24 protein-coding genes are annotated in these 21,774 nt (G+C 67.7%); 20 read left to right on the top strand and 4 right to left on the bottom strand.

The window, feature by feature from the left end; translation table 11 throughout:
- The first annotated feature begins 41 nt into the window (after positions 1-41).
- Genes INQ41_RS11020 through INQ41_RS11005 form a run of 4 tightly spaced genes read left to right on the top strand, consistent with a single transcriptional unit; the run spans position 42 to position 3,572 of the window.
- Entirely contained in the window at positions 42-1,160 is a 1,119-nt protein-coding gene (locus INQ41_RS11020) for an ABC transporter permease (RefSeq protein ID WP_193984447.1), read from the top strand.
- Entirely contained in the window at positions 1,154-1,972 is an 819-nt protein-coding gene (locus INQ41_RS11015; RefSeq protein WP_407074278.1) for an ABC transporter ATP-binding protein, read from the top strand. Before INQ41_RS11020 ends, INQ41_RS11015 begins: the two co-directional genes overlap by 7 nt.
- Entirely contained in the window at positions 1,972-2,898 is a 927-nt protein-coding gene (locus tag INQ41_RS11010) for an MlaD family protein (protein WP_193984444.1), read from the top strand. Before INQ41_RS11015 ends, INQ41_RS11010 begins: the two co-directional genes overlap by 1 nt.
- Positions 2,895-3,572 carry an ABC-type transport auxiliary lipoprotein family protein gene (locus INQ41_RS11005; protein WP_193984442.1) on the top strand — a complete coding sequence of 226 codons (678 nt, stop codon included), beginning with the start codon at positions 2,895-2,897 and terminating at the stop codon, positions 3,570-3,572. The genes INQ41_RS11010 and INQ41_RS11005 overlap by 4 nt, the downstream gene beginning before the upstream one ends.
- A gap of 48 nt (positions 3,573-3,620) precedes the next feature.
- Here the strand turns inward: INQ41_RS11005 and INQ41_RS11000 are convergent, their stop codons facing one another.
- The 4 genes from INQ41_RS11000 to INQ41_RS10985 all read right to left on the bottom strand — a co-directional run bounded on the left by INQ41_RS11000 (position 3,621) and on the right by INQ41_RS10985 (position 6,769).
- Positions 3,621-4,253 carry a CoA transferase subunit B gene (locus INQ41_RS11000; RefSeq protein ID WP_193984440.1) on the bottom strand — a complete coding sequence of 211 codons (633 nt, stop codon included), beginning with the start codon at positions 4,251-4,253 and terminating at the stop codon, positions 3,621-3,623.
- On the bottom strand, positions 4,253-4,999 hold the full coding sequence (locus INQ41_RS10995) for a CoA transferase subunit A (protein ID WP_228076584.1): 747 nt from the start codon (positions 4,997-4,999) through the stop codon (positions 4,253-4,255). The genes INQ41_RS11000 and INQ41_RS10995 overlap by 1 nt, the downstream gene beginning before the upstream one ends.
- Positions 5,000-5,137: 138 nt before the next feature.
- Positions 5,138-5,953 carry a DsbC family protein gene (locus tag INQ41_RS10990; protein WP_193984438.1) on the bottom strand — a complete coding sequence of 272 codons (816 nt, stop codon included), beginning with the start codon at positions 5,951-5,953 and terminating at the stop codon, positions 5,138-5,140.
- Between the two features lie 102 nt (positions 5,954-6,055).
- Positions 6,056-6,769, bottom strand: coding sequence for an SIMPL domain-containing protein (locus INQ41_RS10985; RefSeq protein ID WP_193984436.1), 714 nt, complete (start codon positions 6,767-6,769; stop codon positions 6,056-6,058).
- 146 nt (positions 6,770-6,915) lie between these two features.
- On the opposite strand from INQ41_RS10985, the gene INQ41_RS10980 reads away from it, so the two are divergent.
- The 16 genes from INQ41_RS10980 to tolB all read left to right on the top strand — a co-directional run bounded on the left by INQ41_RS10980 (position 6,916) and on the right by tolB (position 21,730).
- Positions 6,916-8,145, top strand: a complete 1,230-nt coding sequence (locus tag INQ41_RS10980; RefSeq protein WP_193984434.1) for a cation:proton antiporter — start codon at positions 6,916-6,918, stop codon at positions 8,143-8,145.
- A 166-nt stretch (positions 8,146-8,311) separates the two neighbouring features.
- Complete coding sequence (locus tag INQ41_RS10975; protein WP_193984432.1) at positions 8,312-8,659, top strand: FmdB family zinc ribbon protein; 348 nt, start codon at positions 8,312-8,314, stop codon at positions 8,657-8,659.
- Between the two features lie 84 nt (positions 8,660-8,743).
- Positions 8,744-10,516 carry an aspartate--tRNA ligase gene (gene aspS / locus INQ41_RS10970; RefSeq protein WP_193984430.1) on the top strand — a complete coding sequence of 591 codons (1,773 nt, stop codon included), beginning with the start codon at positions 8,744-8,746 and terminating at the stop codon, positions 10,514-10,516.
- Between the two features lie 9 nt (positions 10,517-10,525).
- A complete protein-coding gene (locus tag INQ41_RS10965) occupies positions 10,526-11,053 on the top strand; it encodes a GNAT family N-acetyltransferase (protein WP_193984429.1) in 528 nt (175 codons plus the stop codon).
- Between the two features lie 89 nt (positions 11,054-11,142).
- Positions 11,143-11,685: a DUF3016 domain-containing protein gene (locus tag INQ41_RS10960; RefSeq protein WP_193984427.1), complete on the top strand. Its 543-nt coding sequence runs from the start codon at positions 11,143-11,145 to the stop codon at positions 11,683-11,685.
- A gap of 2 nt (positions 11,686-11,687) precedes the next feature.
- Positions 11,688-12,353 (top strand): esterase/lipase family protein, encoded by a 666-nt coding sequence (locus INQ41_RS10955; RefSeq protein WP_228076583.1) that lies wholly within the window; start codon positions 11,688-11,690, stop codon positions 12,351-12,353.
- Positions 12,354-12,463: 110 nt separating this feature from the next.
- Complete coding sequence (locus INQ41_RS10950) at positions 12,464-13,195, top strand: YebC/PmpR family DNA-binding transcriptional regulator (protein ID WP_193984425.1); 732 nt, start codon at positions 12,464-12,466, stop codon at positions 13,193-13,195.
- 17 nt (positions 13,196-13,212) lie between these two features.
- Positions 13,213-13,740, top strand: coding sequence for a crossover junction endodeoxyribonuclease RuvC (gene ruvC, locus INQ41_RS10945; RefSeq protein ID WP_193984423.1), 528 nt, complete (start codon positions 13,213-13,215; stop codon positions 13,738-13,740).
- Entirely contained in the window at positions 13,737-14,330 is a 594-nt protein-coding gene (gene ruvA / locus INQ41_RS10940; protein WP_193984421.1) for a Holliday junction branch migration protein RuvA, read from the top strand. The genes ruvC and ruvA overlap by 4 nt, the downstream gene beginning before the upstream one ends.
- A 124-nt stretch (positions 14,331-14,454) precedes the next feature.
- On the top strand, positions 14,455-16,296 hold the full coding sequence (locus INQ41_RS10935) for a potassium transporter Kup (RefSeq protein WP_228076812.1): 1,842 nt from the start codon (positions 14,455-14,457) through the stop codon (positions 16,294-16,296).
- Positions 16,297-16,381: 85 nt separating this feature from the next.
- Positions 16,382-17,446 (top strand): Holliday junction branch migration DNA helicase RuvB, encoded by a 1,065-nt coding sequence (ruvB, locus tag INQ41_RS10930; protein WP_193984417.1) that lies wholly within the window; start codon positions 16,382-16,384, stop codon positions 17,444-17,446.
- A 13-nt stretch (positions 17,447-17,459) separates the two neighbouring features.
- Positions 17,460-17,900: a tol-pal system-associated acyl-CoA thioesterase gene (gene ybgC, locus INQ41_RS10925; protein ID WP_193984415.1), complete on the top strand. Its 441-nt coding sequence runs from the start codon at positions 17,460-17,462 to the stop codon at positions 17,898-17,900.
- A 96-nt stretch (positions 17,901-17,996) separates the two neighbouring features.
- A complete protein-coding gene (tolQ, locus tag INQ41_RS10920) occupies positions 17,997-18,779 on the top strand; it encodes a protein TolQ (RefSeq protein WP_407074231.1) in 783 nt (260 codons plus the stop codon).
- A 77-nt stretch (positions 18,780-18,856) separates the two neighbouring features.
- The gene (gene tolR / locus INQ41_RS10915) at positions 18,857-19,297 is read left to right on the top strand and encodes a protein TolR (protein ID WP_193984413.1); all 441 of its coding nucleotides are present in this window, start codon (positions 18,857-18,859) and stop codon (positions 19,295-19,297) included.
- Positions 19,294-20,304: a cell envelope integrity protein TolA gene (tolA, locus tag INQ41_RS10910; protein ID WP_193984412.1), complete on the top strand. Its 1,011-nt coding sequence runs from the start codon at positions 19,294-19,296 to the stop codon at positions 20,302-20,304. Before tolR ends, tolA begins: the two co-directional genes overlap by 4 nt.
- Before the next feature lie 94 nt (positions 20,305-20,398).
- The gene (gene tolB, locus INQ41_RS10905; RefSeq protein WP_193984410.1) at positions 20,399-21,730 is read left to right on the top strand and encodes a Tol-Pal system beta propeller repeat protein TolB; all 1,332 of its coding nucleotides are present in this window, start codon (positions 20,399-20,401) and stop codon (positions 21,728-21,730) included.
- Positions 21,731-21,774: the final 44 nt, after the last annotated feature.

Below are 21,774 nucleotides of genomic sequence, written 5' to 3'. Positions count from 1 at the left end.
ACGCGCCGTGCATGGGTCGCGCATGTATCCTTCGATCACCCATGAGTGCATCCGACCCTTCGCCACCGAGCTTCGCCCCCGATGACCGCGACGCCGGTCGCCAGGTGCTCGCCGGCCAGTGGACGATCGAGCAGGCGCAGGCGGTCGGCGATCAATTGGCATCCATGCCCGAGGACACTCGCGCGCTGGATGCCACTGGCGTGGACCGGCTCGATTCGCTGGGGGTGCTGCAGTTGCTGCGCTTCGCACGCGAGCGTGGGGTCGACTTCCAGGCGTTTGAATTCCATCCCGACCACCGCGCGCTCGTTGCAGTCATCGACGACGTCACCGATGAGCGGTTGCCACGTCCGCGCGAGTTCGGCGTGCGCGAGGCGCTGGCACGGCTGGGCCGGGCCGTGGCCGGCAATTGGCGAGAGGCGCGCGCGCTGCTGGGGTTTTTCGGCGAGGTGCTGGTCAAGATGCTGCGGCTGGTCCGCGACCCCAGGCGGTTCCGTCCCACCGCCACCGTCTTCCACATGGAGCAGGTGGGACTGGACGCGGTGCCACTGGTGGCGCTGCTGTGTTTCCTGGTCGGCGCGGTGGTCGCGTTTCTCGGCGCGAACGTGCTGCGTGACTTCGGCGCCACGATCTTTGTGGTCGAGCTGGTGAGCATCGCGTTCCTGCGCGAGTTCGGCGTGTTGCTGACCGCGATCATCCTGGCCGGCCGAACCGCCAGTGCGTTCACCGCCCAGATCGGCGCCATGGTCGGCCGCGAGGAGGTCGACGCCATGCGCACCCTGGGACTGGATCCGGTCGACCTGCTGGTGATTCCGCGGGTCCTCGCGCTGCTGGTCACCCTGCCGCTGCTGACCTTTGTGGCGATGATGGCGGGCTTGCTGGGCGGGCTGACGGTCGGTGCGTTCAATCTGGACATTCCGCCGCAGCAATACCTGGCGCGGATGCAGGACACGATGTCGCTGAAGCACCTGTGGGTCGGGCTGGGCAAGGCGCCGGTGTTTGCGCTGGTCATCAGCCTGATCGGCTGCCTGGAAGGCCTGCAGGTGAAGGGCACCGCGCAATCGCTGGGCGAGCGCACCACCTCCAGCGTCGTGCAGTCGATCTCGCTGGTGATCGTGCTGGACGCGTTCTTTGCGATCTGGCTGATGGAGATGGGCTGGTGACGGCCGCCGCGGATCCCCGCCCGATCATTCGCGTGCGTGGGCTGGTCAACCGCTTCGGTGCGCAGGTGGTACACGACGGGCTCGACCTGGACGTGATGCCCGGAGAGATCCTCGGCGTCGTCGGCGGCTCGGGCACCGGCAAGTCCGTCCTGATGCGCTCCATCCTTGGCCTGCGCCGTCCCAACGATGGCAGCATCGAGGTGTTGGGCGTGGACGCGCTCAGCAGCGACAGCAGGACGCGCAGGCATATCGAGCAGAACACCGGCGTGTTGTTCCAGGACGGTGCGTTGTTCTCCTCGCTGACGGTGGGCGAGAACGTCGAGGTGCCGCTGAAGGAGTACTGCCCCGACCTGTCAGACTCGCTGCGCTACGAGCTGGCCTTGCTCAAGGTGAAACTGTCTGGACTGCCAGGCGATGCGCTGGAGAAGTTTCCGTCCGAGCTGTCGGGCGGCATGCGCAAGCGTGCCGGCGTCGCGCGTGCGCTGGCGCTGGATCCGCCTTTGCTGTTCCTCGACGAACCCACCGCCGGCCTGGATCCGATCGGCGCGGCCGCCTTCGATCGCCTGATCCGCACCCTGCAGCAGGCGCTCGGGCTCACCGTGTTCCTCATCACTCACGACCTCGACACCCTTTACGCTATATGTGACCGGATTGCCGTGCTGGCAGACGGCAAGGTCGTGGCCTGCGCCCCGATCGAGGAAATCGAACAATGCGAGCACCCGTGGGTGCGTGAGTACTTCCACGGCCCCCGGGCCCGCGCCGCGCAGGATGCCGGCTCGGCCGCCCGCCCGCTCAACGAGGTCGTCCCCTGATGGAAACCAAGGCCAACTATGTCCTGATCGGCGCGTTTACGATCGTCATGACGCTGTTCCTGCTGTTTTTTGCGCTGTGGGCGGCCAAGTACTCGACCGACAAGAGCTGGCAGAGCTATCGCGTGATCTTCAACGAGCCGGTCACGGGCATGAGCGAAGGCAGCAGCGTGCAGTACAACGGCATCTCGGTGGGCACCGTGGAGAAGCTGCGCCTGGCCCCCGATGACCCGCGCCGCGTGATTGCCACGCTCAAGGTCCAGGCCAGCGCGCCGGTGAAGACCGACACGCGCGCCAAGATGTCGATGACCGGCATCACCGGCAGCCCGATCATCCAGCTCACCGGCGGCGACCCGGCCAGCCCGCGGCTGGTGGACGTGGACAAGAGCGAGACGCCGGTCATCCAGACCGAGGCCTCCGCGCTTCAGAACATCGCCGATACCGCCAACCGACTGGTCGCGCGTATGGACCAGTTGTTGAGCGAGGAGAACGTGGAGAGCGTTGCCCGCACGCTGGCCAACGTCGAGACGCTGACGGGCGCGATCTCCGACCAGCGCGAAGACCTCAAGGCGTTGATCACCCATGCGCGCGCATCCAGCGAAAAGCTGGAAGCGACCATCGGCAACGCCAATACCGCCGTGCTGAGCATCGACCGCGAGCTGGTGAGCAAGCTGCCGCAACTGGTTGCGCGGCTGGACCACACGCTGGCCCGCCTCGATTCGGCGGCCATCGGCGCCGACGGCATCGTCAACGACAACCGCGCGGCAATCAACAGTTTCGCCAACGACGGATTGTCCCAGCTTGGCCCGACGCTGAGCGAGCTGCGCGGCCTGGTGCGCGACCTGCGCCGGGTAAGCGACCGCCTGGACAGCAATCCGGCCCGCTACCTGCTCGGCCGCGATTCGCTCAAGGAGTTCGAACCCGAATGAACACGAACACGACCACGTCCCGCCCACGCAACGGCCGGCTTGTCCCTGTGCGTACCGCGCTGCTGTTGTTCGGGTGCCTGTTGCTGGCCGCCTGCTCGGTGCTGGGCAACAACACCCGCGACCGGGCCACGGTGTACGACCTTGACCCGCGGGTGCAGGCGGATCCTTCGTGGCCGCGGGTGGACTGGCAGCTGTCGCTGGCCAAGGTGAACGCAACGCGGGTCGGCGACAGCCTGCGCATCGCCGTGCGTCCGTCAGCCAACGAGTTGCAGATCTACAAGGGCGCCAGTTGGGCGCGAATCCCGACCGACATGCTTGAGGGCGCGATATTGCGCACTTTGGAGGACTCCGGGCGGATCGCCGCGGTCGCGCGCCAGGGCAGCGGGATGAGCGCGCAGTACCGCCTGATGCTGGAAGTGCGGCGCTTCGAATCCGATTACGATGCGCCCGCGGCGCCGCCGACGGTGGTGATCGAGGTCAACGCCAAGCTGCTGCACATTGCCAGCCAGCGCGTGGTCGCGTCGCGTACGTTCCTGCAGCAGGCGCCGACCGCCACTACCTCGATCGAGGACGTGGTGCAGGCGTTCGACCAAGCCCTGCACGCGGTGACCGGCGAGATCGTGGGTTGGGTGCTGGCCAGTGGCAGCACGGATGCCCATGGTCGCTCAACCTAAACAACGAAGCCGCCCTCAGGCGGCCTCGTCATTCAGATCCGGCAGCGCTCAGGCCTGAGTGAACGCCACCCCGGTCTTGCCGCGCAGTTCGTCCTCGGTCACGTCAGGAGCCAGCTCGACCAGCTTCAGTCCATCATCCGTGACGTCCATGACCGCCAGGTCGGTGATGATGCGGCTGACGACGCCCAGGCCGGTCAACGGCAGGGTGCATTCGGGCAGGATCTTCGGCTCGCCATGCTTGGTGGTGTGTTCCATCAGCACGACCACGCGCTGCACGCCGGCAACAAGGTCCATCGCCCCGCCCATGCCCTTGACCATCTTGCCCGGCACCATCCAGTTGGCAAGGTCGCCCTTGTCGGTGACCTCCATCGCGCCCAGGATCGCCAGGTTGATGTGGCCGCCGCGGATCATCGCGAAGGAATCGTGGCTGCCGAAATAGCTGGCGCCCGCGCGGGCGGTGACGGTCTGCTTGCCGGCGTTGATCAGGTCGGCGTCCAGTTCGTCCTCGGTCGGGAACGGGCCGATGCCGAGCAAGCCGTTCTCCGACTGCAGCCACACGTCCATGCCGTCGGGTATGTAGTTGGCCACCATGGTCGGCAGGCCGATGCCCAGGTTGACGTAGGCGCCGTCGGTGAGTTCCTGCGCGGCGCGCTGCGCCATCTGCTCGCGTGACCAGCCCATTACTTGCCTCCTTCGCGCACGGTGCGCTGTTCGATGCGCTTCTCTGGGTTCGGGTTGTGCACGATCCGGTCCACGTAGATGCCCGGCAGGTGCACCTGGTCGGGGTCGATCTGGCCAACCTCGACGATCTCCTCGACCTCGACAATGCAGACTTTGCCCGCCATGGCGCACGCGGGATTGAAGTTGCGCGCGGTCTTGCGGAACAGCAGGTTGCCCGCATTGTCCGCCTTCCACGCCTTGACCAGCGCCACATCGGCGACCAGAGCGGTCTCCATCACGTAGTGCTTGCCGTTGAACTCGCGGGTCTCCTTGCCCTCGGCGACCACCGTGCCGTAGCCGGTAGCGGTGAAGAAGGCCGGGATCCCGGCGCCGCCGGCGCGCAGGCGTTCGGCCAGGGTGCCCTGCGGGGTGAATTCCAGTTCGAGCTCGCCGGCCAGGAACTGGCGTTCGAACTCCTTGTTCTCGCCGACGTAGGACGACACCATCTTGCGGATCTGGCGCGTCTCCAGCAGCAGGCCCAGGCCAAAGCCATCCACGCCGGCGTTGTTGGAGATGGCGGTCAGTCCGGTCACCCCGGAATCGTGCAGGGCCTCGATCAGTGCCTCGGGGATGCCACACAGCCCGAATCCGCCAACCGCCAGGGTCTGGCCATCGGCCACGACACCCTGCAGGGCGGTCTCTGCATCGGGGTAGATCTTGCTTTTTGCTCCGCCGACCGGCGGTGACACGGCACTGGCCTGGGCCATGACGAAACTCCTTGTTCGGGATGACCCCAGTCTAGCGCGACGCCCGCTGCGCGCCGAAGCGTACGTTCGGCCAATGGTCGCGGGCCAGATGTAACGACGCCGCCCGCAGGCGGCGCCGACACGGTCCTCTGTGGGTGGTCAACCGTCGCTGGCTTCCAGCTTGTCCAGCGCGGCGCGCAGTGCCTTGGCGGGCAGGTAGCCGCCGAGCTGGCTGCCGTCGCGGGCGATGATCATCGGCGTGCCGGTCAGCCCGACGCTTTGGCCGACCTTGTACTGGTCGGCGACCGTGTTCCTGCAGTTGCGGCTTTCGACCTCGCCTGTGGACTTGGCCTTGGTCAGCGCGCTCTTGCGGTCGGGCGCGCACCATACCGAGACCATGTCGTTGTAGCCTTCACTGCCGATCCCGATGCGCGGGAACGCCAGATACTCCACAGCGATGCCTTCGGCGTTGTACTGCTTGATCTCCTCGTGCATCTTGCGGCAGTAGCCGCATTCCACGTCGGTGAACACGGTGACGGTGTGTTTGGGGTTGGGCGGCGCGAACACGATCCGCTCGCCGGCCGGAATCGTCTGCAGCAACTTGTTGCGCATGCCGCCCAGGGTCGCCTCGCTGAGGTTCTTCTGGGTCCGGGTGTCGAGCAGCCCACCGCCGGCGCCAGTGAACAGCAGATAATTCCCGTCGTCGCTGACGTAGATGACCTGCCCGCCGACGACCGCCTCGCGGAAGCCGGGCATGGGGGCCTTGCCCACGTGGTCAACCTTGACCTCGGGGTTGAGCGCGGCGATGGCGGCGACCGCGCGCTCCTCGGGTGAGCCGGGGGCCGGCTTGGTGATCTCGGCGGGAGCCGTTGCAGCGCCTTGTGCCGGCTTTGCATCGTCGGCGGAGGCGGGCGCCTTGGCGCACGCGGAGATGCTGAGCAGGCCGAACGCCGCGGCCAGTAGGAGTCGCTTCATGGAGGTTCCTGACGGTGCGGACGCGCGAGGCGCGGCGCGAATATAAGTGGAGCGCATTGTTGCACGCGGCGCCTGCGCCGCGACCGGGACCCGGGCGCGTCGTCAATCGCGCAGGAAGTATTCCACCGTCGTCACCACGCGCACCCGCTTGATCTGCGGGCTGCTCTGGTCACGGTCGCTGATGCTGACCACGCCCTGGTTGGCGCTACGTATCCCGTCCAGTCGCGAGTCGGAGTCCTTGGCAAACTGGACGGCAGAATCGCGCGCGGCCGCCGTAGCCTCGGCGATCAGGGCCGGCTTGATGTCGTTGAGCTTGGTGTAATCGAACTCCGGCGAACTGTCCTCGCCGATCATCACGCCCTGGGTCACCAGCTCGCCGGTGCGCCGGACGGCTTCCAGCGCGCCCGCGACGTTGGTCGTGCGCAGGCTGACCGTGGTCGCGTAGCGGTAGCGCTCCGGCGGCCGGCTGTCGCCGTAGGCCCACGCCCAGCGGTCTTCCAGCCGCGGCGGCGACACCACGATTTCATCGGGCTTGAAGCCGGCCGCCTCGAAGAACCCGCGGATGATCGCGGTGTTCGCGTCCAGGTGGCGCTGGACCTCGCCCAGGTCGTTGCCGCCCACGGTGTGCGGCAACGGCCAGACCACCAGGTCGGCATCGACGATCTTCTCGGCCGAGCCCTTGACCACCACATAGCGGTCGGCGGTCTTCAGGCGCTCCATGCCCTTGGCGGCGAACCAGCCGGCGCCGGCCAGCCCGACCATCAACAGGGCGGCGGCGATGATCGGGAGGGCGGGGCGGACAGTGATATGGGACATCTTCGGGTTTCCCGACGGGTGTGTCGGGCAAGCGTACACAACCCGCGAGGTGCCGGCAGGTGTGGCCTGCATCGCGTGCCGGGGTTGTCAGTGGCCCGCATGGCGCCGACTATGCACGCCGACCTCGCGTGCCGACGGCTGCTGCCATGAACAACGAACTGATCTACCTGCTGCTGATCTTCGGCCTGCTGGTCATCCCGCGCGCGCTGCAACGCTTCCAGCTGCCGGCACCGATCACCTGCCTGTTGCTGGGCCTGGGCGCGGTGCTGCTGTGGGGCGAGCGCATGAACGATTCGGTGATCGTGCTGCTCTCCACGCTGGGCATCTCCTCGCTGTTCCTGTTCGCCGGGCTGGAGGTCGACCTGTCGGCGCTGCGCAAGGAGCTTGGCCGGCTGCTGGTGTACCTGACCACCCAGATCGCCTGCCTGGTCGGCGTCGCCTGGCTGGGCTGGAAGTACGCCGATCTCGGCTGGCAGGCGGCGGCGCTGGTATCGCTGGCCCTGCTGACACCGTCCACCGGCTTCATCGTCGACACCCTCGAGCGCCTGGGACTGAACGCCGACGAGCGCTTCTGGGTGACCAGCAAGGCGATCGCCGGCGAGTTGCTGGCGCTGGCCGCGCTGTTCGTGGTCCTGCAGGCCGGCGACCCGACCCAGCTGGCGATCTCCTCCGGCGCGATGGTCCTGATGATGGTCGGCCTGCCGCTGGTGTTCATCGCGCTGGGCCGATGGGTGATGCCGCACGCGCCGGGCTCGGAGTTCTCCCTGCTGGTGATGGTCGGCCTGGTCGCGGCGTACATCACCTACAGCCTGGGCGTCTATTACCTGGTGGGGGCATTCATCGCCGGCCTGGTCGCGCGCCTGCTGCGCTTGCGCATGCCGCTGCTCGCCTCGGACGAGAACATCCACGCCCTGCGCCTGTTTGCGACCTTCTTCGTGCCGTTCTACTTTTTCCATGCCGGTACCGAGATCTCGCGCGATGCGCTGACCTGGGAGGCCGCCGGCCTGGGTGTGGTGCTGACGCTGGTGATCGTGCCGCTGCGGATCGCACTGGTCTGGCTGCAGCGCCGGGTGATGTTTGGTGAGGGCCACAAGAGCAGCATGAAGGTGTCGGTGGCGCTCGCACCGACGCTGGTGTTCACGCTGGTGATGGCCAATATCCTGCACAAGGAATTCGGTCTGTCCGCCACGTTGTTTGGGGCGCTGATCCTCTACACCACGCTCAACACGCTGCTGCCGTCGCTGGTCTTCCGCACCCCGTTTGATGTCGATCTGTTTGACGCCCCCCTGCCGCCGCATCCGGAGGACCGGATGGGCAAGGCGGGCGAAGCGGGTGAGGCGCCTGCGGTGGCGAACGGGCCGACCGCCCTCACGTAAGCGTGTAGGCCCTCCCGTATTGCGTGGCGGGACTTGAATGCGCGGGCTTCGCCCCCATTCCAGCTGGCGCGCGCACCGCGCTGTACGCATCGCCGATCCGGGCCCCGCCCGGTCGGCGCACCGACTGTCGATTCGACGCGTTTGCTGACTCAAGGGTTCTGTCTCCATGCCGATCTATGCTTTTGAATGCGCCGCCTGCGGTCACGATTTTGATCGCCTGCAGAAACTGTCCGACCCCGATCCCATCGATTGCCCGGTGTGTGCCAAGCCCGAACTCAAGCGCCAGCTGACCGCGCCGCAGTTCCGCCTGTCGGGCACCGGCTGGTACGAGACCGACTTCAAGAAGGACGGCGACAAGAAGCGCAACCTGGCCGGCGACGGCGCAGCGCCGGACGCGCCAGCAAAGGGCGGCGACTCCAAGCCCGAAGCCAAACCCGAGATCAAGCCGGCGGAGGCGAAGTCGGCTCCGGCTGCACCGCCCACAGCCAAGCCCGCGCCAGCCGCCGGCGTCTGAGCGGGTTCCCGGAACCGGCGGCCAGCCCGTTAAACTAGCCGGTCCAGCCGGGACTGCCCGGCGCGTCCCGTTTCCGGAGCCACCATGCGTACCCATTTCTGCGGCCTGATCGATGAAAGACTGATCGGCCAGACCGTGACCCTGTGCGGCTGGGCCGACGTCGCCCGCGACCTGGGCGGCCTGTGCTTCATCGACCTGCGCGACCACGAGGGCATCGTCCAGGTGGTGGCCGAGCCGGCCGACGTGGAAGGCAACGACCGCGTCATCGCCACCGCGTCGGATGTGGGCTACGAGGACTGCCTGCGCGTGACCGGTCAGGTGCGCCGGCGAGAATCGGTCAACAACAAGATCCCGACCGGCCAGGTCGAGGTGGTGGCAACGGCCATCGAGGTGTTGAACAAGGCCGAGCCGCTGCCGTTCCACGCCCATGAGAACCCGGGCGAGGACATCCGCCTGAAGTACCGCTACCTGGACCTGCGTACCGCGGACATGCAGCGCAAGATGCGCACCCGGACCAAGCTGGTGCGCGCGCTGCGCCGCTGGCTGGACGAGCGGGACTTCCAGGACATCGAAACCCCGATCCTCACCAAGGCGACCCCGGAGGGCGCGCGCGACTTCCTGGTGCCGGCACGCATGCACCCCGGTGAGTTCTACGCGCTGCCGCAGTCGCCGCAGCTGTTCAAGCAGATCCTGATGGTCGCCGGCTTCGACCGCTACTACCAGATCGCCCGCTGCTTCCGCGACGAGGCGCTGCGAGCAGATCGCCAGCTGGAGTTCACCCAGCTCGACATGGAGTTCGCCTGGGTGCAGGAATCCGATGTCCAGGACACCGCCGAGGCGATGATCCGCGATGCCTTCCGCGAGGTGATGGACGTCGATCTCGCGCAGCCTTTCCCGCGCATGACCTGGGCGGAGGCGATGCGTCGTTTCGGTTCCGACAAGCCCGACCTGCGCATCGCGATGGAGTTCACCGATATCGCCGAGCTGGTGAAGGATTGCGAGTTCAAGGTCTTCACCGACTGGGCCAACGATGCAAAGGGCCGGGTGGTTGCCCTGTGCGTGCCAGGCGGCGCAACCCTATCGCGCAAGCAGATCGACGAGGTCGCCGCGCACGCGGCCAAGTACGGCGCCAAGGGCCTGGCGTGGATGAAGGTCACCGACCCGACGCTCGGCCGCGAGGGCGTCAATTCGCCGATCGCCAAGTTCCTCGACGATGCCACCCTGACGGCGATCCTGCAGGCCACGGCCGCCAGCGCCGGCGACCTGCTGTTGTTCGGCGCGGGCGCCTGGAATACCGCGTCCGACTTCATGGGCGCGGTGCGGCTGAAGGTCGGCAAGGACCTGGGGCTGGTTCGTGAGGGCTGGGCGCCGCTGTGGGTGACGGACTTCCCGATGTTCGAGTGGGACGAGGACGCCCAGCGCCACGTCGCGCTGCATCACCCGTTTACCGCGCCGGCCGTGGACGACGTCGAGTCGCTGCGGGCCAATGCGCACACGGCGGTCTCGCGCGGCTACGACATGGTCCTCAACGGCAACGAGATCGGCGGCGGCTCGATCCGCATCCATCGTCCGGCGATGCAGGCGGCGGTGTTCGAGCTGCTGGGCATCGACGCCGACGAGCAGCTGGCGAAGTTCGGCTTCCTGCTGGATGCGCTCAAGTACGGCGCGCCCCCGCACGGCGGCATCGCCTTCGGCATCGACCGCATCGCCGCGCTGATGGCCGGCACCGAGTCGATCCGCGACGTCATCGCCTTCCCCAAGACCACCGGTGCGCAATGCATGATGACCGGCGCGCCATCGCCGATCGCCGATGAGCAACTGGCCGAGATCCACATCGCGGTGCGCCCCAAAAAGTAGGGTTCAGCCATGCCCCCCGTGATCCGCCGGGCCACGGTCGCCGACGCGGCAACGCTGGCGGACCTGGCTACGCGCACCTTCACCCAGACCTTCGGCCACCTCTATCCGGCCGAGGATCTGGCTGCATTCTTGGGCGAGAACTACACGGTCGATCGGCAGCGCACGATCCTAGCCCACCCGGGCTATGCGGTGTGGCTGGTGGAGCAGGACGGCGAGGCGGTCGGCCATGCCGCGGCCGGGCCGTGCGGGTTGCCACATCCGGTCGTCCATCCCGGCGATGGCGAGCTCAAGCGCCTGTACCTGCTGGAGCACATGCAGGGCGGCGGGCTCGGCGGCGAGCTGTGCCGGGTTGCGCTGGAGTGGCTGCTGCGCGACGGGCCACGCACGCTGTGGCTGGGAGTGTGGTCGCGCAACTTCGCGGCGCAGCGCTTCTATGCCCGACGCGGCTTCCAGCACGTCGGCGACTACGAATTCCCGGTCGGTCGCGTCCGCGATCACGAGTTCATCCTGCGCCGCCCGCCCGGCCAGCTGGCCTGAACGGGCTTCGCCAGCCAACCCGCACCTACACGGTGCTGCGGCACGCGACGAGGCAGAATGGAGGCTCATTCGGCACAGGGAGTTCGACCATGAAAGCCATGACTGCGGGCATCGCCGCATGCGTTCTGACCCTTGGCCTCGCCGCGTGCGCAAGCACACCGGTGGCCGGTGCGGGGCCGGGCCAGCTTCCCGCGGCGGGACCGGCCCAGGTGGCATGGAACGATCCGGCCACGTTCCGCGAAATCACCTACGGCCGCGACCTCATCGATACCCGGCGCGGCGTCTGGATCGAGCAGTTGGCGACCTACCTGCGGACCCAGGCGGAGCGCCGCCTGCCTGCCGGTGAACAACTGCAGGTGACCTTGCTGGACGTCGACCGCGCCGGCGAGTATGAGCCGTGGCAGGGCCCGCGCTACGACGACGTGCGGATGATGCGCGACATCTACCCGCCCCGGATCACGCTGGAATTCCGCCGGCTGGACGCAGCGGGGCAGGTGATCGACGAAGGCCGCCGCCAGTTGACCGACATGGCCTATCTGTCGCGGCCCGGTTTCGGCCGTGACAACGATCCGCTGCGCTACGAGAAGCGGGTGCTGGACGACTGGCTGCGCCGGGAATTCCCGGCGCCCTGAGCGTGGCGGCAGACGCCGAAGACAATCTCGCCAGTACCGATCATGCGGGTGGTCCGGGCCGTCGCGTGTTGCTGCTGCACGGCCTGTGGATGCCCAGCGCGTGCATGGCCTGGCACGCGCGCCGGCTGCGCCGCGCCGGCTTTGACCCGCAGTTGTTCGGCTATGACACCGTCGGTGGCGGCCCCGCACGGGCGATCCCCGGACTGGTGGAGGCCTTGCGCGATCCGGCCGACGTCCTGGCGCACAGCCTGGGCGGGCTGATCGCGGTACGTGCGCTGGAGCGCGAGCCGGGCTTGCCGGTTCGGCGCGTCGTCTGTCTGGGCACGCCGCTGGCGGGCAGCGCAGCCGCGACGGGCATGGCGCAATTGCCGCTGCTTCGGGGTTTTCTGGGACGCAGCGCGCGGTTGCTCCGGCGGGGCTGCCACGCCTGGGAAGGCGACGCGGAGCTGGGCGTGGTGGCCGGCAACTCCGGCCTTGGCCTGGGCCGTTTCTTCGGCGATTTCGCCGGCGCGAGCGATGGCACCGTGGCGATCGCAGAGACCTGCGTGCCCGGGCTGGCGGACCACATCGTCCTGCCGACCAGCCACAGCGGCATGCTGGTTTCCGCGCCGGTGTCGCGCCAGGTCATCGCCTTCCTGCGCACGGGGCGCTTCGTCCATGACCGGTGAGGCGCCAAGGCGCTGCGGGTAAGCAAACAGCGATCGTGCACGCGCCGCTGGGCATCACGGGTTGGAGTAAAGTATCCGGCTGTCACCGTTCACTCAATTGGACACTGCACATGGGTAGGGGACCGTCAATCGAGGGTCGCAAGAACGCCTCGGACGCCAAGCGCGGCAAGATCTTCACCAAGCTCATCCGCGAGATTTCGGTCGCCGCGCGTGCTGGCGGGGGCGACCCGACCAGCAATCCGCGCCTGCGCTCGGCGATCGAGAAGGCCTACAGCGCCAACATGACCAAGGACGTCGTCGAGCGCGCGGTCAAGAAGGCCACCGGCGAGCTGGAAGGCGTCAACTACGAGGAAATCCGCTACGAGGGCTACGCGCCGGGCGGGGTCGCGGTGATCGTCGACTGCCTGACCGATAACAAGGTGCGCACCGTGGCCGACGTGCGCCACGCCTTCGGCAAGTTCGGCGGCAACCTGGGCACCGACGGCTCGGTTGCCTTCATGTTCAACAAGCTGGGCGTGCTGACGTACGGGGCCAATGCCGACGAGGATGGCATCACCAACGCGGCCATCGAGGCCGGCGCGGACGATGTCGTGGTCTACCCCGAGGACGGCGCGATCGAGGTGTTCACCACCCAGGACGCCTATGAGGCGGTCAAGCAGGCGATGGTCGACGCGGGTCATCCGCCCGGCCATGCCGAGGTGACCTGGCGCGCCGACAACGACATCGCCGTGGAGGGCGACGTGGCCGAGCAGGTGGTCAAGCTGCTGGCCTGGCTGGAAGACCTCGACGATGTGCAGAACGTCTACTCCAACGCCGACCTCGGCCTGGACGCCTACGCCTGAGGGCGTGGGCCGGCGACGTGATCCGCATACTGGGCATTGATCCCGGTTCCCAGTGGACGGGGATCGGGGTGATCGACGTGGGCAGCGACGGGCGCTGCCGCTACGTGCACTGCGAGGCGCTCAAGCTGTTGTCGGCGCCGGACTTCCCGGCGCGGCTGGGGCTTCTCTGCGAAGGTCTGGAGCGCGTGCTCGACCAGTGGCAGCCGCAACAGGTCGCCATCGAGACGGTGTTCATGGACAAGTCGGCGATGTCCGCGCTCAAGCTTGGCCACGCGCGCGGCGCGGCGATGGCGACGGTGGTGCGGCGCAAGCTGGCGATCAGCGAATACGCGCCGCGGGTGATCAAGCAGTCGCTGGTCGGCAAGGGCGCGGCGGACAAGCTGCAGGTTCAGCACATGGTCCGGCTGCTGCTGAACCTGTCGGCGATGAAGCTGCAGGCGGACGCCGCCGACGCGCTGGCGGTCGCCCTGACCCACGCGCACATGAGTGCCACCGCGGCCCGCACCGGGCTGGCGGTGACCCAGTTACGGAGACGCGGCACATGATCGGCAGACTGAAAGGCAACGTCATCCACAAGCAGCCGCCCTGGCTGGTGGTCGACGTCAATGGCGTGGGCTACGAGCTGGAGGCGCCGATGAGCACCTTCTACGACCTGCCCGAGCTGGGCCGGGAAGTCTCGCTGTTCACCCACTACGCGCAGAAGGAGGACAGCGTGTCGCTGTACGGCTTCCTGCGCGATTCCGAGCGCCAGCTGTTCCGCGAGGTGCAGAAGGTCAAGGGGATCGGCGCGAAGATCGCGCTGGCGATCCTGTCGGGCATCAGCGTCGACGATTTCGTCCGCACCGTGCAGGCCAGCGACGTGGCCGCGTTGTGCCGCATCCCCGGCATCGGCAAGAAGACCGCCGAGCGCATGGTCGTCGAGCTGCGCGACCGCGCCGGCGACATGGGCGGGGAGGGCGTGATCCTGTCGCCCTCCGACATTCCCCGCGATCCGCAGAGCGAGGCGGTCATTGCCTTGCAGCAACTGGGCTACAAACCGGCCGAAGCTGCGCGTATGGTGCGTGACGCTTCCCCCGGCGCGGCCGATGACGCCGCCGCCATCATCCGCAAGGCGTTACAGTCCGCGCTTCGTTGAGCGTGCCGCTCACCCGTTTTCGCCGCTGACCCACTGCCCCATGTCGACACCCAAGATTCCCCCCGCGGGCAACGGCGCCCGCGCCGACGCTGCCGGCCATGGCCAGGTGGGTCTGGCCGGTCTCATGATGGGTGCCATCGGCGTCGTCTTCGGCGACATCGGCACCAGTCCGCTGTACACCCTGCGCGAAGCCTTCAGTCCGCACTACGGGCTGACCGCCAACCACGACACCGTACTGGGCATCCTCTCGCTGGTGTTCTGGGCGCTGATGCTGGTGGTCACGGTGAAGTACGTGACCATCATCATGCGCGCCGACAACGAGGGCGAGGGCGGCATCATGGCGCTGATGGCGCTTGCCCAGCGCACCCTGCCCAAGGGGTCCAAGTCCGCGTACGGCGTCGGCATCCTGGGCGTGTTCGGCGCGGCGCTGTTCTTCGGCGACGGGGTCATCACACCGGCCATCTCGGTGCTCTCGGCCCTGGAAGGACTGGAGGTCGTCGCCCCGGAGCTGGGCGCGTGGGTGGTGCCGCTGACGGTGGTGGTGCTGGTCGCGCTGTTTGCCAGCCAGCGCTTTGGCAGCCACCGGATGGGCAAGGTGTTCGGGCCGATCACCGGCACATGGTTCCTCTCGCTGGCCGCGCTGGGCGTGCTCAACATCACCCATGCGCCGCAGGTGCTGCACGCGCTCAATCCGATGTGGGCGGTGGAGTTCTTCCTCGTCCACCAGTGGCACGGCATCTTCATCCTCGGCGCGGTGGTGCTGGCGGTCACCGGCGGCGAGGCGATCTACACCGACATGGGCCACTTTGGCGCCAAGCCGATCCGCTACGCCTGGTACTACTTCGTCCTGCCGGCGCTGGTTCTGAACTACCTGGGCCAGGGGGCGCTGGTGCTGGAGGACCCGGCTGCGATCCGCAACCCGTTCTACGTCGGCGTGCCCGAATGGGCGCGGATGCCGATGGTGGTGCTGGCGACCGCTGCCACAGTGATCGCCTCGCAATCGGTGATCACCGGCGCCTTCTCGGTCACCCGCCAGGCCATGCAGCTGGGTTACATCCCGCGCATGCACACCAAGCACACCTCGCGCGACACCATCGGCCAGATCTACATCCCCGCGGTCAACTGGGGAATGATGGTGGTCGTGATCGCGCTGGTGCTGGCGTTCGGCAACTCCTCCTCGCTGGCGACCGCCTACGGCGTATCGGTGTCGGGCACGATGCTGATCGACACCCTGCTGCTGGCCATCGTCGCCCAGGCGACCTGGAAGCACCTGCGGCGTTGGGTATTGCCGCTGTGCGTGGTCTTCGTCATCGGCGACATCGGTTTCGTGATCGCCAACGGCGCCAAGATCCTGCAGGGCGGCTGGTTTCCGCTGGCCGTGGGCGTCGTGCTGTTCACCCTGCTGCGCACCTGGCGCCGGGGCCGCGAGTTGCTGCGCGAGGAGATGCAGAAGGGCGGCATCCAGCTGGAGAGCTTCCTGCCCGGCCTGATGCTGGCGCCGCCGGTGCGGGTGCCGGGCACGGCGGTGTTCCTCACCGCCGAGAAGGGCGTGGTGCCGCACGCCCTGCTGCACAACCTCAAGCACAACAAGGTGCTGCACGAGCGCAACGTGTTCCTGACCGTCGATACGCTCAGGGTGCCCTACGCTCCCAGCGAGCGGCGCCTGCAGATCGATGCCATCGGGGATGACTTCTATCGCGTGGTGGTGCGTTTCGGGTTCATGGAAACCCCGGACGTGCCGTTGGCGCTGATGCGCTCCTGCGACCAGGACGGCATCGCCTTCGATCCCATGGAGACCACCTACTTCGCGAACCACGAGACGGTTGTGGCCGCGGCGCGCGGTGGCATGCCGGTCTGGCGCGACAAGCTGTTCGCCTTCATGCACCGCAATGCCGCGCCGGCGACCGGCTTCTTCCGCATCCCCGGCAACCGGCTGGTCGAGCTCGGCTCGCAGGTGGAGATCTGATGCGGTCGTGGCGTGAACCGTTGCGACGTCTTTCAATGCGGGCGCGGCCGCTGCCCGGCATCGTGCGCCATGCGACCATAGCGCGATGAACGAGGACCGCATCATCGCTGCAGACGCCACCTTCGATGACGAAGCGCTGGAAACCTCGATCCGGCCGCGGCGGCTGGACGAGTACCTGGGCCAGGTGCCTGTCCGCGAGCAGATGAAGATCTACATCGAGGCGGCCAAGGGGCGTGGCGAGGCGCTCGACCACGTGCTGATCTTCGGACCGCCCGGGCTGGGCAAGACCACCCTGAGCCACGTGATCGCCAACGAGCTGGGCGTCGGCCTGCGCCAGACCTCCGGGCCGGTGATCGAGAAGGCCGGTGACCTGGCCGCGCTGCTGACCAACCTGCAACCGTTCGACGTGCTGTTCGTCGATGAGATCCACCGGCTGTCGCCGGCGATCGAGGAGGTCCTCTACCCGGCGATGGAGGACTACCAGCTCGACATCATGATCGGTGATGGCCCGGCCGCACGTTCGATCAAGCTCGACCTGCCGCCGTTCACCCTGATCGGCGCGACCACCCGAGCGGGCCTGCTGACCGCGCCGCTGCGCGACCGCTTCGGCATCGTCCAGCGGCTGGAGTTCTACAGCGTGGAGGAGTTGACCCGGATCGTGCGCCGCTCCGCGGGCATCCTCGATATCGCCTGTGCGCCGGAAGGCGCGGCGGAGATCGCCCGGCGTTCGCGCGGCACGCCGCGCATCGCCAACCGGCTTCTGCGGCGCGTACGCGACTTCGCCCAGGTCCGCGCCGGCGGCATCATCGACCACGCCACCGCGATCGCCGCGATGGAGATGCTCAAGGTCGACCCTGAAGGCTTCGATGAGCTGGACCGCCGCCTGCTGCGCACCATCATCCAGTCCTTCGACGGCGGCCCGGTCGGCGTTGAATCGCTCGCCGCGGCGCTCAGCGAGGAGCGCGGCACGCTGGAGGACGTCATCGAGCCCTACCTGATCCAGCAGGGCTACCTGATCCGCACCGCCCGCGGCCGCATCGCATCGCCCAAGGCCTACCGCCATATCGGCCTGACCCCGCGCTCGCCGGTCGGCGAGCTGTTCGACGATCCCGTTGCCGGCGATGCCATCCCCGGCTCGCCCCGCCAGTAGGCCGCTGTTCGCGATGACGCCCCTGCAGCCCTCCGCTATGCCTGCGTTCAGCCTTCCCGTCCGGGTTTACTGGGAAGATACCGACGCTGGTGGGGTGGTCTACCACGCCCGCTACGTTGCGTTCCTGGAGCGCGCGCGCAGCGAGTGGATGCGCGAGCAGGGCTACGGCCAGGAACTCCTGCGCCATGAGCACGGTCTGGTGTTCGCGGTCCGGGCGATGGAGATGGGCTTCCTCAAGCCGGCGCGGCTGGACGATGTGCTGCAGGTCGGCGTGGTCTTGCAGGAGTGCCGACGCGCCAGCGCCGTGTTCGTGCAGGACGTGCATTGCGACGGTCGCCTGCTGCTGACCGCGCGGGTACGGATCGCCGCGCTGGATGCCGGCGGCTTCCGGCCACGGGCGATCCCCTCGCCACTGCTGGAGGCGTTGCAGGCGCAACAGGTTCCGGCGGGCTGACTGCCAGGAAATTCCGCGACAGATGTACACACAAGCTTTTATTCCCAACTCAACGCACAGCCATTTCGCCCCGCACCGGGCACCGGAGATCCAGGCATGACCCCAATGCTGAGCCTGATGCAGGCCGCCACCGCCGTCGAACCCCTGCCCGAGGAGGCCGCCAACGCGAGCACCAACCTGGCCGCGACGCTGCCGCCGGCGATCACCAGCGACGGCGGGCTGGATATCCTGCAGCTGATCCTGCATGCCTCCCTGCCGGTGCAACTGGTGATGGTGTTGCTGTTGGGCGCCTCGATCGCCTCGTGGGTGATCATCTTCCGCAAGACCAAGGTGCTCAGCCGCGCCGAGCGCGAGGCCGAGACCTTCGAGGAGCGCTTCTGGTCGGGGACGGAACTGAGCAAGCTCTACGCCGGCGCGACCAGCCGCAACCGCGACACCGGCGGAATGGAGTCGATCTTCGAGAGCGGCTTCCGCGAGTTCTCCCGCCAGCGACGGGTCGCCGATACGCGCATGCAACTGGAAACCGCCCAGCGCGGCATGCGCGTGGCCAGCGCGCGCGAACTGGACGGCCTGGAGCGCAACCTGGAGTTCCTCGCCAACGTCGGTTCGATCGCGCCCTACGTCGGCCTGTTCGGCACCGTCTGGGGAATCATGATCTCGTTCCAGGGCCTGGCCAACGTCACCGAGGCGACCATCGCCAGTGTCGCCCCGGGCATTTCCGAGGCGCTGATCGCGACCGCGATGGGCCTGTTCGCGGCAATCCCGGCGGTGTGGGCGTACAACCGCTTCGCGACCAAGGTCGAGCGCATCGCCGTGCGTTACGACGCGTTCTCCGAGGAGTTCTCCTCGATCCTGGAGCGCCAGGTGCCGCAGGAGTGATCGACGGCGCGCGCCGCAACCCTGCGCGCCCCCGCCGGTCCTGACCTTCCGCCGCCCCAAGAACCCGGAAACCCCCTATGTCCGCCCCCTACCGACGACGCCGCAAGCGCCAGCTCAAGGCCGAGATCAACGTGGTCCCCTACATCGACGTGATGCTGGTGCTGCTGATCATCTTCATGGTCACCGCGCCGCTGATGAATCTGGGTGTCGGCGTGGAACTGCCGCGTTCCAATGCCAAGAGCCTGGCCCAGAAGCAGGAGCCCGTGGTGGTCAGCGTGGACGCCGAAGGCAACTACTTCCTGACCCTGCAGGGCGCGCCGCAGGAAGCCATGCAGCCGCAGGAACTCACCGCCCGCGTCGCCGCCTTCGTCAACAACAATCCCGACGTGCCGGTGTACGTCGCCGGTGACCGGCTGGCGAACTACGAGGTGGTGCTCAACGCGATGGCGCTGCTGCAGTCGGCCAACGTGCCGCGCGTGTCGCTGCTGACCCGGCAGGCGGAGACTCCGCCCAAGTGAGGGAAACGCGCGCCGATACGCAACAGGCCATCGTGCTGGCGATCATCCTGCACGTGGTCCTGTTTGCCCTGATGTTCGCCGGCATGCTCTGGACGCGCAGCGCTGCGCCGCAGTCGGCCGCCGGTGCGCCGGTGGAAGCCGACCTGGTGGATGCCAACGCGCTGTCGGCGGCCATGCAGCGCGTGCTCGACGACCGCCCCGAGCCGGTGCCGCCGCTGCCCGAACCGGTCGATGAGCCCATCGAGGAGCCGGTCGTGCCGCCACCGGCGCCCACCCCGCAACCGCAGCCACTGCCATCGCCGGTCCCGGAGGATTCGCCGACCCCGCCGCAATCGCAGCCGCAGGACTTCATCCCCAAGCCCGATACCGCCGAGCAGGCCGAAGTGGTCGCCACGCCGACTCCGACGCCGTCGGACGAGAAGAAGCTGCAGGAAGAAAAGCGCCGACAGGCGCAGGTGGACCTGACCGAGCGCGAGCGCCAGCAGGAGGCCGAGCGCAAGCGCCGCCTCGCCGAGCGGGCCAAGGAAGCCAAAGAAACCGAGGAACGCGAGAAGAAGCTCGCCGAGATACAGCGCAAGCGCGCCGAGGCCGAGCGCGAGATTAAGCTCGCCGAGCAGAGACTCAAGCAGGTTGCCGACGCGCAGGCGCGTGCGTCCAACCGCAGCTCCGAGAGCAGCGGCGCGTCCGACGCCAGCCCGCCGCCGGGCAACCACGGCCGCGACACCGGGCTGGAGGCGCAGTACGCGGCGGCGCTGCGGCAGGCGATCGTTTCCAAATGGACCCGCCCGGAGACCGTGCCGCTGGGATCCAAGTGCACGATCATCATCAAGCAGCTGCGCGGTGGCGAGGTGACGAGCGCCAGCGTGTCCTCCCCGTGCGCCTACGATGAACAGGGCCGGCGCTCGATCGAGGCCGCTGTCCTGAAGGCGCAACCGCTGCCCTACAGCGGCTTCGAGTCGGTGTTTGCGCGCACCCTGACCCTGAATTTCGAAGCCGCGGACCGCTAGTTTCCGCGCGCCTGGCCGCGTCTGCGTGTTCAGCTTTGAGAAAGCGTTCACACGGATGCTGGTACACCTTCTGCCTCACCACGGGACCTGCCGAATGAAACGAATCACCCCAAGACTGCCCGCGCTGTTCGCGATCCTGGCTTTCCTGCTCGTGCTGCCTTTCTCAACGATGGCGCAGCAGCGCGGCCTGGAGCTGGATATCGTCGGCGGCAGCGCGTCGGCCTTGCCGATCGCCATCGTGCCGATGCCCTACCAGGGCAGTGGCACCGCTCCCGAGACCGACGTGGCAGCGGTGATCGCCGCCGATCTCAACCGGTCGGGCCAGTTCCGTACCCTGCGCGAGGCCGACCTGGTCGAGCGTCCGACCCGCGGCAGCGAGGTCAATTACCCGACCTGGCGCGCGCTCAACCAGGACTACCTGCTGGTCGGCCGCGTGGTGGACGCCAGCGGCGGCTACCGGGTCGAGTACGAACTGTTCGACGTCGCCAGCCAACAGCGCCTGCTCGGCTTTGCGATGACCGCGCGCGGCACTGCGATGCGCGACGTGTCGCACCAGATCGCCGATGCCGTCTACGAGAAGATCCTTGGCGTGCCGGGCGCGTTCTTCACCCGCATTGCCTACATCACCGCCAAGGGCCTGGGCCGTTCCACCAGCTACTCGCTGATGGTCGCCGACTCGGACGGCTACAACCCGCAGACCGTGGTCAGCTCGCCCGAACCGCTGCTCTCGCCCAGCTGGAGCCCGGACGGCAACCGCCTGGCCTACGTCAGCTTCGAGAGCGGCAACTCGGCGATCTACATCCAGAACATCAGCACCGGCAGCCGCGAGGTGGTGTCCAAGTTCCGCGGCATCAACAGTGCTCCGGCCTTCTCCCCGGATGGCCGCCGGTTGGCGCTCACCCTGTCGCGCAGCGGCAACCCGGAAATCTACGTGATGGATCTGGGCAGCAAGGCACTGAACCAGCTGACCAACCACTTTGGCATCGACACCGAGCCGGAGTGGAGCGCGGACGGCAGCGAGATCTATTTCACTTCCGACCGCGGTGGCAATCCGCAGATCTACAAGGTGTCTGCCGGAGGCGGCAGTGCCAGTCGGGTGACGTTCCAGGGCAGCTACAACGCGAGTCCCTCGCTGTCCTTTGACGGCAAGAAGCTCGCCACCGCGCAGGGCGCAGGCAACACCTACCGCATCGCCATGGCCGATTCCAGCCTGGGTTCGCCGCGCTGGAGCACGCTCTCGCCGGGCTCGCTGGATGAGTCGCCGGATTTCGCACCTAATGGCGCGATGATCATTTATGCTGCGCGGGAAGGCACACGGGGCGTGCTGTACGCGGTGTCGTCCGATGGCCGGGTGCGTCAGCGCCTGGTGCTGGCCGATGGCGATGTGCGTGAGCCGGCCTGGGGTCCATACCGAAAACCACAGTGAGGTTCTCCTGATCAGAGGACGTCGCTGGCGTCGCAGCACCTGTT

This window comes from Lysobacter ciconiae (assembly GCF_015209725.1).
GTDB lineage: Bacteria > Pseudomonadota > Gammaproteobacteria > Xanthomonadales > Xanthomonadaceae > Novilysobacter > Novilysobacter ciconiae.
This window is presented reverse-complemented; position numbering and strand designations above follow the sequence as displayed.